Source organism: Verrucosispora sp. SN26_14.1 (genome assembly GCF_004307965.1).
Taxonomy (GTDB): Bacteria; Actinomycetota; Actinomycetes; order Mycobacteriales; family Micromonosporaceae; genus Micromonospora.
The window spans coordinates 1-14,214 of sequence record NZ_SISL01000013.1 but is presented as its reverse complement, the minus strand read 5'-3'; the positions used below and the strand labels follow the sequence as shown (position 1 = coordinate 14,214).

The window sequence follows — 14,214 nt, the reverse complement described above, 5'->3', positions numbered from 1 at the left end:
TTACCCCGTGTCAGGACCGTTCCCGGCATCGCTCCTTACCGGGTACAATGGGTGACGACCGGTTGACCGCCACGCGCGGCGGCGGTCAGCGGTAACCCGAGGTGCCGAACGGTGGCATCCCCATGTACCGTAAGAGCCACGAGAGATGCCTGACGTCATCGGGGCCCGCCTTCGGGCTGCCCCGCATTCTGTGCGAGGGGGTCGAGCCATGGGGCGCGGCCGTGCTAAGGCCAAGCAGACAAAGGTGGCCCGGGAGCTGAAGTATCACTCCCCGAACACCGACCTCGCCGCCTTGCAGCGAGAACTCGGCGGCAGCGGCAAGTCGGACCACCATTTCGACGACGACAAAGAGTACGTCGACGATGATGAGGACCACGCCGAGGACGACCCGGACACCTGGGTCCGTCCCACCCGCTGACCCCCGGTCACATCCGAGCACGCGGTAACTCCCCGCGTGCTCACGTATGTGCCCGGCACGCGGCGGCGTACCACCCGACGCTCAAGGGCCTGCCACGCCCGGAGGTAATCCGGGAACGTGGCGGGCCCTCGACTCCGGCCGGTCAGCGAGGCCGGTTGTTCCAGTTGTAGAACGTCGGGATGTTCTCGAAGTGGTTCCAGGCGCAGACCGCGCTCGCCCCGTCGCCGCCCGCCACCTCCGCTCGTAGCCGTCGTGCGGCCTCCGCCTCCTGGAGCAGTGCGGTGAGCCCGGCAGCGGCCTCCCGCACCCGGTCGGTGACCCGGTCGGCCTCGTTACCCGTCACCCGCTCGGGCTCCCGGTGACCTGTGGTCTCGGGCATGATCCAACACTCCCTCCAGTAGGCGGATCTTGCTGTTGCGGCAGTGCTCGGTCTCCGTACCGTCGAAACGGCCCAGCTCGAAGTAGCGGTTGGCCGCGTGGCCTCCGCCACAGAAACCGAAGTACGGGCAGGACGAGCGGCAGGCTTCCACCCCGCTCAGGAACTCACCGACCCAGCCCGTGCCGGCCGCACCGGCGAGAATCGAGTGCAACGGTGTGGCCAGGACGTTCCCGCTGCTGAAGTCGCCGTGGCGCGGATCGGTGAATCCGGCCAGCTCCGGTGAGAGCACGACCACCGCGCCGTCGTACGCCACGGTGGGGATCGGGTCGAGACTGGCCGGCAACAGGTCGTCCGCCGTGCCGTCCAGGACCGCGGCGGCGTACCGCAGCGACCACTCGACCTCCCGCAGGTGGATCCGTGGCTCGCGTCGCCAGGCCGCGACCAGCTCGGCCCAGAAACCGGTCACCGCGGCGGCGTCGTGAGCGTTGTCACGGGTGTTGACGCCCTCGGTCTCCTCGATGTTGACCCCGAGCACCTCGCACCCGAGGTCGAGGAAGTAGGCGTACAACTCCGCCGCCCGCTCCGGCGACGGGTCGTTCACCACGGCCAGCGCCGAGAACGGCAGGTCGTGCCGGCGCAGCGTCGCCACACCCCGCACGATCCGGTCGTACGCCGGATGACCGGCCCGGGTGACCCGGTCCCCGTTACGCGCCCGGGGCCCGTCCACGCTGACGCTGACCCGGATCCGGTGCGTCACGAAGAACTCGCACCACGCGTCGTCGATCAGCGTGGCGTTGGTCTGCACGTGGTGTTCCACCTCGGCGGCGAACGGCGCCATCAGCGCCGCCAGTCGCTCCCGGCCCGCCGCGAGCGGCTCCCCGCCGTGCCAGACCACCGAGAACCGCCCGGAGGCGGCCCACGGGTTCACCGAGGCGGCCACCGCCTCCGCCACCGCCACCGGCATCCGCCGGTCCGCCGCGCGCAACGGCAGATAGCAGTACGCGCAATCCAGATTGCAGAGGGTGGTGGGCTGCATCACGACGTACGACGGGACGCCGGCCAGACCCCGCATCCCCCGCAACGACCGTCCCCGTGCAGCCATCGCCCTCCTCACCGGTTGACGGCTACCGGGCACACCACGGCACTGGCGCACCCACAGCTTCCGAAGCAGCGCCTCAAAGGCGAAGCAGCCTCTAAGGCTAGGCCGCGACGGCCACTTGGGTGAACCCCTGACCAGGTGGTTGGACGATCGGTGTCAGATGATCAGCCGCGAGTGTGCTGTCCGATCATCTGCACCTCACCGGTGCCCTCGATGATCTCGCCGGCCTGCCACGCGTCCACCCCGCGACCGGTCAGCGTGGCCAGCGCGCGGTCGGCGTCCTCGGCCGAGACGATCGCGAACATGCCGACGCCCATGTTGAAGGTCGCCTCCATCTCCGGGTCGTCGATCCGCCCCTTGGACTGGATCAGGTCGAAGATCGGCTGCGGCTTCCAGGTGGAGCGGTTGACCACCGCGTCCACGTGCTCGGGCAGGATGCGCACCAGGTTGCCGGGGATGCCACCGCCGGTGACGTGGGCCAGCGACCGCACCTCCGCCTCGGCGATCAGCTTGAGGCAGTCCTGCGCGTAGATCTTGGTCGGGGTCAGCAGCTCCTCGCCGAGGGTGCGCTGCCGGCCGAAGTCGTCGATCACCACGTCCAGCCGCATCCGGCCGGCGCCCAGCAGCACGTGCCGGACCAGGGAGTAGCCGTTGGAGTGCAGGCCGGACGAGCGCATGGCGATCACCACGTCACCCACCTCGACCCGCTCCGGGCTGAGGAGTTCGCTCTCCTCCACCACGCCCACGCCGGTGGCCGAGATGTCGTACTCGTCGGGGCGCAGCACACCCGGGTGCTCGGCGGTCTCCCCACCGAGCAGCGCGCAGCCCGCGTACCGGCAACCGTCGGCGATACCGGCGCCGATCTCGGCGACCCGGTCCGGCACGACCTCACCGGTGGCGATGTAGTCCAGCAGGAACAGCGGCTCGGCGCCGCAGGCCACCAGGTCGTCGACGACCATCGCGACCAGGTCGATGCCGACCGTGTCGTGGATGTCCAGCTGCTGCGCGATCACCAGCTTGGTGCCGACGCCGTCCGTGGAGGAGGCCAGGATCGGGTTCTTGTACTTCGTGGTGTCCAGCCGGAACAGGCCGGCGAAGCCGCCGAGGTCGCCCATCACCTCCGGCCGTCGGGTCTGCTTGACCTTGGACTTGAGCAGCTCGACCGCGCGGTCGCCCGCCTCGATCGACACGCCGGCGTCCGCGTACGAGACGGAACGTTTGCGAGCGGGGCGGCCGGTGCCGGCCGTCCAGGACTGACGGTCGCCGCCGCCGGTCGGGCTGCTTCCTGCGCCGCTGCGCTCGGACACGTGCGTCACGGTTCTCCCCTTAGTGGTTCTCGGCGGCCGCGTCGGCGGTGACCGGCGCCGCAGCCGGATGGTGCTACGGGCGGTGTGTGGTCGCCGACATCGTCACGTCGGTGCGGGGCGTCGTGCCGGCCTGCTCACCGGTGTCGACGTCGTCGTCGACGCGGTTCGCGACCCGGCGGCTGATCCCTTCGAGCACGTGCTTGCCGATCAGGTTCCCGACGGGCAACTCGATCGGGTACTCCCCGTCGAAGCAGGCCCGGCACAGCCGGGTCTTCGGCTGCTCGGTCGCGGCGATCAGACCGGGCAGCGAGACGTAGCCCAACGTGTCAGCGCCGATGGAACGCCGGATGCCCTCGTTGTCGAGGCCGTTGGCGAGCAGCTCGGCGCGGGTGGCGAAGTCGATGCCGTAGAAACAGGGCCAGGAGACCGGCGGTGAGGAGATGCGGACGTGCACCTCCACCGCGCCGGCCTCGCGGAGCATCCGGACGATCGCGCGCTGGGTGTTACCCCGCACGATCGAGTCGTCGACCACGACCAGGCGCTTGCCGCGTACGTTCTCGCGCAGCGGGTTGAGCTTGAGTCGGATGCCGAGTTGACGCAGGGTCTGCGACGGCTGGATGAAGGTACGACCGACGTACGGGTTCTTCATCAGGCCGGCGCCGTAGGTGATGCCGGACTCCTCGGCGTAGCCGATGGCGGCCGGCGTGCCCGACTCGGGCACCGGGATGACCATGTCCGCCTCGACCGGGTGCTCCTTGGCCAACTGGCGGCCGATCTGCACCCGTGCCGAGTGCACGTTGCGTCCGGCGATGGTGGCGTCCGGGCGGGCGATGTAGACGTACTCGAAGAGACAGCCCTTGGGCTCGGGCGCGGCGAACCGGTTGGAGCGCAGCCCCTCGGCGTCGATCGCGATCAACTCACCGGGCTCGACCTCGCGGACCACGCTCGCGCCGACGATGTCCAGCGCCGCCGTCTCGCTGGCCACCACCCAGCCCCGCTCCAGGCGGCCGAGCACCAGCGGACGCACGCCGTGCGGGTCCCGGGCGGCGTACAGCGTGGTCTCGTCCATGAAGGCGAAGCTGAACGCGCCCCGCAACTGCGGCAGCACCTCCAGCGCGGCGGCCTCGACGGAGAGATCCGGGCGACTGGCCAGCAGCATGGTGACCAGCGAGGTGTCGTTGGTCGAGCCGTCGGTGCCCAGGCCACGCTCGGCGACCTCACGCTGGAGATCGGCGGTGTTGACCAGGTTGCCGTTGTGCGCCAGCGCGATCGTGGTGCCCGAGCTGGTGGCCCGGATGGTCGGCTGGGCGTTCTCCCAGGTCGAGGCACCGGTGGTCGAGTATCGGGTGTGGCCGATGGCGACGTGCCCGCGCAGGCTCGCCAACGTCGGCTCGTCGAAGACCTGGGCGACCAGGCCGAGATCCTTGTAAACCACCACGCCGGAGCCGTCGCTGACCGCTATCCCGGCCGCTTCCTGCCCACGGTGCTGCAACGCGTACAGCCCGAAGTAGGTCAGGTTGGCGACCTCTTCCCCCGGCGCCCAGACACCGAAGACGCCACACGCGTCCTGGGGGCCTGGTCGTTGGGGATCAAGGTCGTGGCTCAGCCGGCCGTCGCCTCGGGGCACCTGCCGCTCCCTCTTGCTGGTCTGGACTGGCCTGTCGGAGCCACCGGGGCCGCTCCGCGCTGCATCGGCCGGAACCACACTGTCGTCGCCTGACAGTGTACGCGAATCCATGTCGCCACATACAGTCACACTGATGCGGCGTAGTGTCATCGCGCCACACGCGTCACTCCAGTTCGAGCGGCAGGTACGCGGACAGATCCGCTCGCGCGCCACTCGCCCGTACGCGACCCTCCGTGACGACCCACTCCCAGTCGAGCCGTCCGGTGGCGAGAAGGACCCATGTCTGCGGATCCATCTCCACCGTGTTCGGCGGAGTACCGCGGGTGTGTCGTGGCCCCGGAACGCACTGAACTGCACCGTAAGGTGGGACACGCACCTCCACCGATCGGCCGGGGGCACGCTCCGCGAGGGTGGCCAGTAGGGCCCTGACCGCCGCACGAAGCACCGGCCGTTCGGGCGCGCGCCCCTCGTCGAGCGCCGACAACACTGCGGCCACCGCAGCGGACTTAATGTACGGAGAGGACACGACGGGACGATACGGCGCGGTCGCCCGGCGCGTCACGATGGCCCTGGGTCGCGCCGATCCGACCCGACAAGGCATAGTTGCCGACGGCGTATTCGTACCGTGATGTTCCTTCGGCCGGCGCTCGCCGGTACGAGGAGGTCAGTCCGGAAGGCGGTGGACGTGTCAACACACCGACGAGCCTGGCAAAAGCGGGCCGGTGTGGTCGTGGCGCTGATTGTCGGTGCCCTGCTCGCCGTCCCCGCCACACCCGCACTCGCCGCGAACCCGGACGTCCAGATCACCAACCTGCCGAACGGCACTCTCCAGTCCGGACAGCAGACGTCGATGACGTTCCGCGTCAAGAACAACAACGAGCTGCCGACTCCGTTCAACATCTCCGTCAACGTCTTCAACGGGCTGAGCTGCCAGGGCGACTGCAACATCCCCGCGCGCGTGGTCGGGCCCAACGAAGAGGTCTCGATCACGGTCAACCTGGTCGCGGGCGACGTGGCGGCCGGTCAGGAGCGTTCCGGCAAGGTGCGGGTCTCCGCCCGGGCCGGCGGCGACCAGGGCGGCGACGAGCGCGACATGACGGTGCGCGGGCCCAACCCCGCGCCCACCTCCCAGGCGCCGCAGACAGTGCGCTCCATCGCGGGCAAGGTCGTGGCGCGCTCCGGTGACGGGGTGCCGAACGCGTACGTGCTGCTGGTGGACAGCGCCGGCCGTCAGCGGGACACCACCAGCGACGGCAACGGCAACTTCCGCTTCACCGGCAACAGCGGCAACCCGATCGCGCCCGGCCGGGTCGACATCGGCGCGAGCAAGGACGACATCCGGGCCACGGTGAGCTTCACCGCCAACGCCGGCCAGCAGATCACCGGGCGACGGATCACCCTCGCCATCGAGACCTCGGCCAGCCCGAGCGCCACCCCCTCGGAGAGTGTGTCGGCGGAGCCGACCGAGGACCCGTTCGCGGACGACGCCACCGACGAGACGGACGCGCCTCCCGGCGACGCTCCCGCCGCCCAGGCCCCGGCCGGCAACGAGAGCTCCGGCGGCTTCGGCAACTGGCTGCTGATCCTGCTCGGCGGGCTCTTCGTGGCGATCGGTGTCGGCACGATCGTGCTGCTCTGGATGAAGCGCAAGGAGAACGAGGACCCCGATCCCGACGGTGAGCCCGTCGCCGGGGCACCGGCCGGTGCGGTTCCCGCAGCCCGTGGCTCGTTCGCCGGGGCGGACGACCAGACCCGGGTGGTGAACCGGGTCGGCTCCGCTCCGGATCCGACCATGGTGGGCGGTCCGGGCCTGGCCAACGCGCCGACGATGATGCACCAGCCGGTGGTCGACGACGTCCCGCCGGACCCGTACGGTGCGCCTCCGCAGCCGTACGGCGCGGCGGGCGGTTCGGGGCAGCAGGCATGGTCGGGCGGTTACGGCGACGAGCAGGGCGGCGGCTACGGCGGCGGTCCGGGCTACGGCAACGCCCCGTCCTCCGGTGGTGGCTACGGCAACGCACCCTCCTCGGGCGGGGGCTACGGCACCAGCCCGTCCTCGGGTGGCGGCTACGGCAGTCGTGACTACGGCGCGGGCGGCAGTGGGTCGGAGTACCCGCCGGCCGGTGCCGGTGGTGCCGCCGGCTACGGCGAGCGGTACGACGAGCCGACCGGCCGCTACCAGGGCGACGACACCCGTTACCCGGCGCCTGCCGACCCGTACGCGACCGGCGTCTACCAGCCGGAGGGCGGCCAGGGTTACGGCCAGCCCGAGCCTGGTGGCTACGGTCGCGGCGAGCCCGGTGGTGCCGGCTACGGCCAGGGCGAGCCCGGTGGCTACGGCCAGGGCGGCGACGCCACCCGAGGCTACGGCCAGGGCGACCCGACCGGCGGTTACGGCCAGGGCGGGCCCGGCGGTTACGGCCAGGGCGGCGGTGACACCCCCCGGGGCTACGGCCAGGAAGACCCGACCGGCGGTTACGGTCAGGGCGGCGACGCCACCCGTGGCTACGGCCGGGGTGAGCCGACCGGCGGCTACGGTCACGGCGCGGAGCCGACCGGCGGCTACGGCCAGGGCGCCGGTTACGGCCAGGAACCACCGCAGCAGCGCGGCGGCTACGACAACTACAACGAGCCCACCGGTTACGCCCCGGGTGGCTACGGCCAGGGCGGCGGCTACGGCCAGGAACCACCGCAGCAGCGCGGCGGCTACGACAACGCCTACGAGCAGGGCGGCTACGGCCAGGGCGGCGGCTACGGCCAGGAACCGCCACGCCAGCGCGGTGGCTACGACAACGACTACGAGCAGCAGCAACAGGGTGGCGGCTACCACAGCGATCCGGCGCAGAGCGGTCGCGGTCGGCCGGACGGCCCGGGACAGGAGCGGGGCGGTCGCCGGCTGGACTGGATGGACGACTGACCACCCGGACCTCGTATCCCGCTGACGCGGAGGCACCGACGAGAAAGAGCCGTGGACCGGAAGGTCCACGGCTCTTCGTCGATGGTGGATCGGTCACGTGTCCGCAGTGATCGGTCGGAACGGTCAGGCGGCGGAGTAGACGCCCTGCCGCAGGAGCGGGACCACATCGGAGGCGTCGACCCGTACCGCGACCTCGACATCGTCGGGGAAACCGGCCTCGATCAGCTCGCGACCGGACACGCAACCCCGGACCGCCGCAGGCACATCCGGCGTGCTGGCCAGCGAGGCGAGTGCCATTGCCGCCTCCACCGACAGACCACCCGGCACTCCGGAGATGGCGTCCAGCACGCAGGCCGCACCGAGCTGGTCCTCCACCGCCGGCCTGAGCGAGCCGTCCGGCCACTGCTCACCGGCGGCGACCACGCCGATCGGATCGATGGTCGAGCCGTACCCCTGGCGCAGCAGCCAACTCCCGACGGCGCGGGCGTTACGCAGGTTGGCCGCCACCACCGGCAGGCCGGTGGCGCTGGCGGCGGCGCTGATGGCCGATCCGTTCGGGGAGGGCAGCACCAGTTCGGCGACGAAGGGTGCCCGGCTCAACGCGGCAGGCGACAGCGACCACGGATGTTGCGCGGTCTGCCGCCGACCGGTCGCGACCACCGCACCGATCCGCTGTGCGTAGTCGGCGGCCTGGGCGCCCCAGGGGAACGGGTGCACGCGCATCCCCCGGCCGACGGCAACCTCGACGGTGGTGGTGAACGACAACACGTCCACCACCACCAGTGCCGCGCAGACCCGGCCGAGTTCGGCCGCTCCCGCGAGGCCCCAGTCGAACCGGGCTCCCGATCCGGGTTGGGCGAAGACGGCCGAGGCCACCGCCTCAGCGCTCGTCGGACGCGGCAGGCTGCTCAGTGGCACCGGGCTGCGGAGCTTCGGCGCCGGCCTGGTCGACCGGCGCGTTCCCGGCCGTCGAGGTCTCACCGGCGGCGTTAGCCCGGACCGGCGGCGTCGCCCGCTCGGCCGGCCGCTCGGCCACCGACTCGTCCTCGTCCTCGGCACCCGCCGTCGTCGGCTCCTCGGATGCGACGACCGGGCTGTCGGTCGCCGGCACCTCGTCCGCCACCGCCACCTCGTCCACCACGTCGGCGGTCTCCGGCGTCGCGTCGGCGGTCGGTGCCGCCTCGACGACCGGAGCCGCCTCGGCGGCGTCGGCGGTCGGGGCGACGTCGGCCTGGGCCGACGTCCCGACGGCCTCCGGCGCGGTCACCTCGAACGGCTGCACGCCCCCGAAGAGCTTGGGCAGGGTGCCGGTGTGCGCCTCGCGCAGCTCGTCCAGCTCGACCCGGAACTGGCCGTGCACCTCGAGTGCGGCGGCGGTGGAGTCGGTGACCCCGATCAGCTCCCACGGCACACCGTGCTCGGCGCAGAGCGCGGTGAACGCCTTCTCGTGCCCGCGCGGCACCGAGACCAGCACCCGACCGGCGGACTCGCTGAACAGGAAGACGAACGGCATCGAGCCGCCCTCGAACCGTTCCGGCACCGCGATCCGCGCGCCGACGTTGTGGCGCAGGCAGGACTCCACCAGGCTCTGCGCGAGACCACCGTCGGAGAGGTCGTGCGCGGAGCTGAGGTGACCGACCCGGGAAGCGGCGGCCAGCAGCCCGGCGAGCTGCTTCTCGCGCGTCAGGTCGACCTGCGGGGGTACGCCGCCGAGGTGCTCGTGGGTGACCCAGGCCCACTCCGAGCCGGAGAGCTCGACGTGCGTCTCGCCGAGCAGGAAGAGCTGGTCGTGTTCGTTGGTGGGGTGCGCGACGAAGCCGGACGCCACCCGTTCGGCCACGTTCTCCAGCACACCGAGCACGCCGACGACCGGAGTCGGGTGGATTGCCGCCGCACCGGTCTGGTTGTAGAAGCTGACATTGCCGCCGGTGACCGGGATGCCCAGTTCGGCGCAACCGTCCGCCAGACCGCGTACGGCCTCGGCGAACTGCCACATCACGCCCGGGTCCTCCGGCGAACCGAAGTTCAGGCAGTCGGTGACCGCGATCGGCGTCGCACCGGTGACCGCGACGTTGCGGAACGCCTCGGCCAGCGCCAGCTTGGCGCCGTGGTACGGGTCGAGCCGGGCGTACCGGCCGTTCCCGTCGACCGAGAGCGCCACGCCCAGGCCGGTCTGCTCGTCGATCCGGATCACGCCCGAGTCCTCCGGCTGGGCGAGCACGGTGTTGCCCAGCACGTAGCGGTCGTACTGCTCGGTGACCCAGGTCTTGTCGGCCAGATTCGGCGAGGCGATCATGCGCAGCAGGGTCTCGCGCAGCGCGTCCGGGTCGGTCGGCCGGGGCAGCGTCTCGGCCCGGTCGGCCTGGAGCAGGATCAGGTCGGCGGGCTCCCGCATCGGGCGGGCGTAGACCGGGCCGTCGTCCACCAGCGACCCCGGCGGCACGTCGACCACCAGGTGGTCCCGCCAGGTGATCAGCAGCCGGCCGGGCTGGCCGTCCTGCTGCGGCGCGGTGACCTCGCCGATGGCGGTGGCCAGGACGCCCCACTTCTCGCAGGTCTTGAGCACGGCGTCGAGCTTGTCCGGCTCGACGACCAGGAGCATCCGCTCCTGCGACTCGCTGGCGAGGATCTCGTGCGGCTCCATCGACGGCTCGCGCAGCGGCACCCGCTCCAGCCAGACCCGCATGCCGGTGCCGGCCGCCGCGGCGGTCTCGGTGAGCGCGCAGGTCAGCCCGGCGCCACCGAGGTCCTGGATGCCGGCGACGAGCTGGGCGTCGTACAGCTCCAGGCACGCCTCGATCAGCAGCTTCTCGATGAACGGGTCACCGACCTGCACCGACGGGCGGCGCTTCTCGCTGCCCTCGGTGAAGGTGGCGCTGGCCAGCACGGAGACACCGCCGATGCCGTCCCGGCCGGTCTTGGCGCCCATCAGCACCACGACGTTGCCGGGGCCGACGGCGGCCTTGTTCTGCAGGCGACTGACCGGCAGGACGCCGAGGCAGAGCGCGTTGACCAGCGGGTTGCCCTGGTAGCAGGGGTCGAAGACGACCTCGCCGCCGATGTTGGGCAGACCGAGGCAGTTGCCGTACCCGCCGACTCCGGCCACCACGCCGGGCAGCACCCGGGCGGTGTCGGGGTGGTCGGCGGCACCGAAGCGCAGCGGGTCCATCACCGCCACCGGGCGGGCACCCATGGCCAGGATGTCGCGGACGATGCCACCGACGCCGGTGGCGGCACCCTGGTACGGCTCGACGAAGCTGGGGTGGTTGTGCGACTCGACCTTGAAGGTCACCGCCAGCTCGTCGGAGATCTGCACCACACCGGCGTTCTCCCCGATGCCGGCCAGCAGCCGGTCGCTGGGCGGGGCCTTCTCGCCGAACTGGCGCAGGTGCACCTTGCTCGACTTGTAGGAGCAGTGCTCGCTCCACATGATCGAGTACATCGCCAGCTCGGACTGGGTCGGCCGGCGGCCCAGGATGTGCCGGATCCGGTCGTACTCGTCGTCGCGGAGCCCGAGCTCGGCGTAGGGCTGGAGCTCGTCCGGGCTGCCGTCGGCGGCCGGGACGGTGTCCACCCCGCCGGTCCAGTCGGTGGCCTCCTGCGCGGCGGCGTGCCGGGGCGGGGCGACCGGGGACGCGGCGGCAGCCGGGTTCGGCTGGACCGGCGCGGCCGGGTATGCCTCCGGGGTCTCCCGTACCGGGTCCGGATGCGTGGTCATGACATCTCCTCGTTGCGCTCGCCGCCGGGGAGGCGGGTGAGCTGACCGTTGATCCCGCAGCCGACGGTCACGCCGGCGCCCCCACCAGGTGCTTGAGCACCGAGGTGAAGAAGCCGAGGCCGTCGAGGGAGGGGCCGGTGAGGGCCTCCACCGCGTGCTCGGGATGCGGCATGATGCCGACCACATTGCCGGCGGGGTTGGTGATCGCGGCGATGTCGCGCTGCGACCCGTTCGGGTTGCCGCCGAGGTACCGGGCCACCACCCGACCCTCGGCCTCCAGCGCGTCGAGCGTCGCCGGGTCGGCGACGTAGCAACCCTCGCCGTTCTTGACCGGGATCAGCACCTCCTGGCCGGGCTGGAACGCGTTCGTCCAGGCCGTGCCGGTCGCCTCGATCCGCAGGACCTGGTCCCGGTTGCGGAAGTGCAGGTGCTGGTTGCGGGTGAGCGCGCCGGGCAGCAGGTGCGCCTCGCAGAGGATCTGGAAGCCGTTGCAGATGCCGAGCACCGGCAGACCACCGGCTGCGGCGTCGACGATCTTCTCCATCACCGGGGCGAACCGGGCGATGGCGCCGCACCGCAGGTAGTCACCGTAGGAGAAGCCGCCGGGCAGGACGACCGCGTCCACCCCGTGCAGCTCGGCGTCCCCGTGCCAGAGGCGGACCGGCTCCGCGCCGGCGATCCGGACGGCCCGGGCCGCGTCCCCGTCGTCGAGCGAGCCGGGGAACGTCACCACACCGACCCGGGCGGTCACGAGCGGGCGTCCGCGGCTTCGTCGGCCTCGACCAGGTGGACGGTGAAGTCCTCGATGACCGGGTTGGCGAGCAACTTGTCGGCGATCTCCCGGGCCCGGTCCAGGTCCGGTTCACCGGTGAAGTCGATCTCGATCCGCCTGCCGATCCGTACCGAGGCGACGTCGTTGACGCCGAGCCGGGGCAGCGCGTTTGCGACGGCCTGGCCCTGAGGATCGAGGATCTCGGGCTTGAGCATGACGTCGACGACGACGCGAGGCACTGGGCACTCCTGACTGTGTACGCAGTTGGGTGCCGACCCACAACGGGCGAGCGCAGCCAGCCTACCTGGCAGATACGGCGCCAGACGCACCGGCCGGACGCGGTCCCGGCGGTGTCCGACCGTACCCGCGTGGGGCCTTCGGGACCGATACGGGTTCGTTGCAGTCTCGATACGGGTTCGTTGCCGGACGGCCCGGTCCGGGCAGGTTTCACCCCCCTCCAGGCGGTCGACGGGCCCTGATCGGCCCGATCCGGCCCCCCTTCCCCGACGCCAGCGAATCCGACTGTTACATCCGGCTGTTTCGATGAACCTCTTGTGAAACACCTCACCGGGCCCTACGGTACATCGTCAGACGTCGATTAACTGTCGTCGCGGTGGCGGTTCACCCCCTCCCGCCAGCGCAGATCGACTCGGTCAACCCGGGTCGCCACACCCCGAAGGAGCCCTACCGATGCGCATCCGATCCCTGATCGTGGCCTTCGCCACAGCCATGGTCGGCGTCGTCGGCGCCAGTTCCGGCGCCGTCGCCTCCCCCGTCAGCCCGTACATCATCGGCGGCAGCACCGTCTCCTCCGCGCCGTGGGCGGCAGCGGTGTTCAGCAACGGCTCGTTCACCTGCTCCGGCACGATCATCGCGCCCCAGTGGGTGCTCACCGCCCAGCACTGCATCGGCAGCAACATGTCCGTCCGGGTGGGCAGCGTGTACCTCTCCTCCGGCGGCGTCACCCGCACGGTCAGCGCCACCTACGGCCGCTACGACCTGGCCCTGATGCGGCTCTCCAGCACGGTGAGCACCAGCTACGTCACGCTGGCCAGCAGCAACCCGCCGGTCAACTCCACCAACTCGATCTACGGCTGGGGCCGGACCTGCTACAGCGGCTGCGCGGCCTCCCCCCAGCTCAAGACCGCGTCGGTCCGGGTGACCAGCACCGGCGTCACCGACGCGTACGGCGGGCAGGCGATCCGGAGCACCCGGATCAACGGCAACGCCTGGCGGGGCGACTCGGGCGGTCCGCAGTTCTACAACGGCGCGCAGGTCGGCGTCGCCTCGACGGCCGACGGGGTGAACATCCAGAACTACGGCAGTGTCGCGTTCAACCGTGCCTGGATCACCTCGGTGGCCGGTGTCTGACGGTTAGCGCCCGGTCGGCGCGGATGGTGGGCTGCGCGCCCGCCGTCCGCGCCGCGTCGTTTTGCAGCATCCGTTCAGGTGAACAACCCTCGCGTTGGCGACCCGCATCGACTGCCAGCATCAGAAACGTGCTGGTCGTGACGACGGACCAACTTCCCGGCTACGAGATCCGCCAGATCCTCGGCGAAGTGGTCTCCTCCATGGCCAGGACCCGCAACCCCTACCGCGAGGGGGTGAAGAACCTGCGCGGTGGCGCGTACGACCCGTCCGCACCGGACAACCTCACCCGCTGGCGTACCGACTCGGTGGCGCGGCTCGGGGAGGAGGCCCGACGGCTCGGCGCGAACGCGGTCGTGGGAATGCGGTTCGACAGCCGCGACTGCGGCGAGATGTGGATGGAGATCTGCGCCTACGGCACCGCCGTGATCGTGGCACCGAAGATGCCCGACGTGATGCCGCCGGACCAGCCCCTCGTGGCGGCCGAGACCGCCCAGGACCCGTCCTTCGCCGAGACCCCGGGCGGCATCGCCGAGCCTGCCAGCGCTCCCAACCTCAGCTCCGCCGCCGAAACCCCCACCCGCGACTGACACCCACCCACCCCACCCC

At 71.4% G+C, this 14,214-nt stretch carries 13 protein-coding genes; 4 read left to right on the top strand and 9 right to left on the bottom strand.

Going from position 1 to position 14,214, the window contains the following annotated elements; translation table 11 throughout:
* Positions 1-208 precede the first annotated feature (208 nt).
* Complete coding sequence (locus tag EYA84_RS02840; protein ID WP_131051420.1) at positions 209-418, top strand: DUF3073 domain-containing protein; 210 nt, start codon at positions 209-211, stop codon at positions 416-418.
* A 142-nt stretch (positions 419-560) separates the two neighbouring features.
* Here EYA84_RS02840 and amcA read toward each other — a convergent pair whose 3' ends face one another.
* The 5 genes from amcA to EYA84_RS02815 all read right to left on the bottom strand — a co-directional run bounded on the left by amcA (position 561) and on the right by EYA84_RS02815 (position 5,326).
* Positions 561-797 carry a multiple cyclophane-containing RiPP AmcA gene (gene amcA, locus EYA84_RS02835; protein ID WP_131051419.1) on the bottom strand — a complete coding sequence of 79 codons (237 nt, stop codon included), beginning with the start codon at positions 795-797 and terminating at the stop codon, positions 561-563.
* Complete coding sequence (gene amcB, locus EYA84_RS02830) at positions 751-1,869, bottom strand: cyclophane-forming radical SAM peptide maturase AmcB (protein ID WP_343232748.1); 1,119 nt, start codon at positions 1,867-1,869, stop codon at positions 751-753. Before amcB ends, amcA begins: the two co-directional genes overlap by 47 nt.
* A 191-nt stretch (positions 1,870-2,060) precedes the next feature.
* Positions 2,061-3,212 (bottom strand): phosphoribosylformylglycinamidine cyclo-ligase, encoded by a 1,152-nt coding sequence (gene purM, locus EYA84_RS02825; protein WP_131051417.1) that lies wholly within the window; start codon positions 3,210-3,212, stop codon positions 2,061-2,063.
* 64 nt (positions 3,213-3,276) lie between these two features.
* A complete protein-coding gene (gene purF, locus EYA84_RS02820) occupies positions 3,277-4,830 on the bottom strand; it encodes an amidophosphoribosyltransferase (protein ID WP_236145569.1) in 1,554 nt (517 codons plus the stop codon).
* A gap of 163 nt (positions 4,831-4,993) precedes the next feature.
* On the bottom strand, positions 4,994-5,326 hold the full coding sequence (locus EYA84_RS02815; protein ID WP_394347543.1) for a sterol carrier family protein: 333 nt from the start codon (positions 5,324-5,326) through the stop codon (positions 4,994-4,996).
* 234 nt (positions 5,327-5,560) lie between these two features.
* Between EYA84_RS02815 and EYA84_RS02810 the strand changes: the two genes are divergently transcribed.
* Positions 5,561-7,747 carry a carboxypeptidase regulatory-like domain-containing protein gene (locus EYA84_RS02810; protein ID WP_343232747.1) on the top strand — a complete coding sequence of 729 codons (2,187 nt, stop codon included), beginning with the start codon at positions 5,561-5,563 and terminating at the stop codon, positions 7,745-7,747.
* Positions 7,748-7,870: 123 nt separating this feature from the next.
* Here EYA84_RS02810 and EYA84_RS02805 read toward each other — a convergent pair whose 3' ends face one another.
* From EYA84_RS02805 to purS, 4 genes are all read right to left on the bottom strand, one after another.
* Positions 7,871-8,623, bottom strand: coding sequence for a 2-phosphosulfolactate phosphatase (locus tag EYA84_RS02805; RefSeq protein WP_131051445.1), 753 nt, complete (start codon positions 8,621-8,623; stop codon positions 7,871-7,873).
* A gap of 4 nt (positions 8,624-8,627) precedes the next feature.
* Positions 8,628-11,465, bottom strand: a complete 2,838-nt coding sequence (purL, locus tag EYA84_RS02800; RefSeq protein ID WP_131051414.1) for a phosphoribosylformylglycinamidine synthase subunit PurL — start codon at positions 11,463-11,465, stop codon at positions 8,628-8,630.
* Between the two features lie 67 nt (positions 11,466-11,532).
* Entirely contained in the window at positions 11,533-12,216 is a 684-nt protein-coding gene (gene purQ, locus EYA84_RS02795; protein ID WP_131051413.1) for a phosphoribosylformylglycinamidine synthase subunit PurQ, read from the bottom strand.
* A complete protein-coding gene (gene purS, locus EYA84_RS02790; protein WP_131051412.1) occupies positions 12,213-12,476 on the bottom strand; it encodes a phosphoribosylformylglycinamidine synthase subunit PurS in 264 nt (87 codons plus the stop codon). The genes purQ and purS overlap by 4 nt, the downstream gene beginning before the upstream one ends.
* 451 nt (positions 12,477-12,927) lie before the next feature.
* Here purS and EYA84_RS02785 point away from each other — a divergent pair, with 451 nt between their 5' ends.
* The gene (locus EYA84_RS02785) at positions 12,928-13,608 is read left to right on the top strand and encodes a DUF1986 domain-containing protein (protein ID WP_131051411.1); all 681 of its coding nucleotides are present in this window, start codon (positions 12,928-12,930) and stop codon (positions 13,606-13,608) included.
* 23 nt (positions 13,609-13,631) lie between these two features.
* A complete protein-coding gene (locus EYA84_RS02780) occupies positions 13,632-14,195 on the top strand; it encodes a YbjQ family protein (protein WP_131051410.1) in 564 nt (187 codons plus the stop codon).
* The last annotated feature ends 19 nt before the right edge of the window (positions 14,196-14,214 follow it).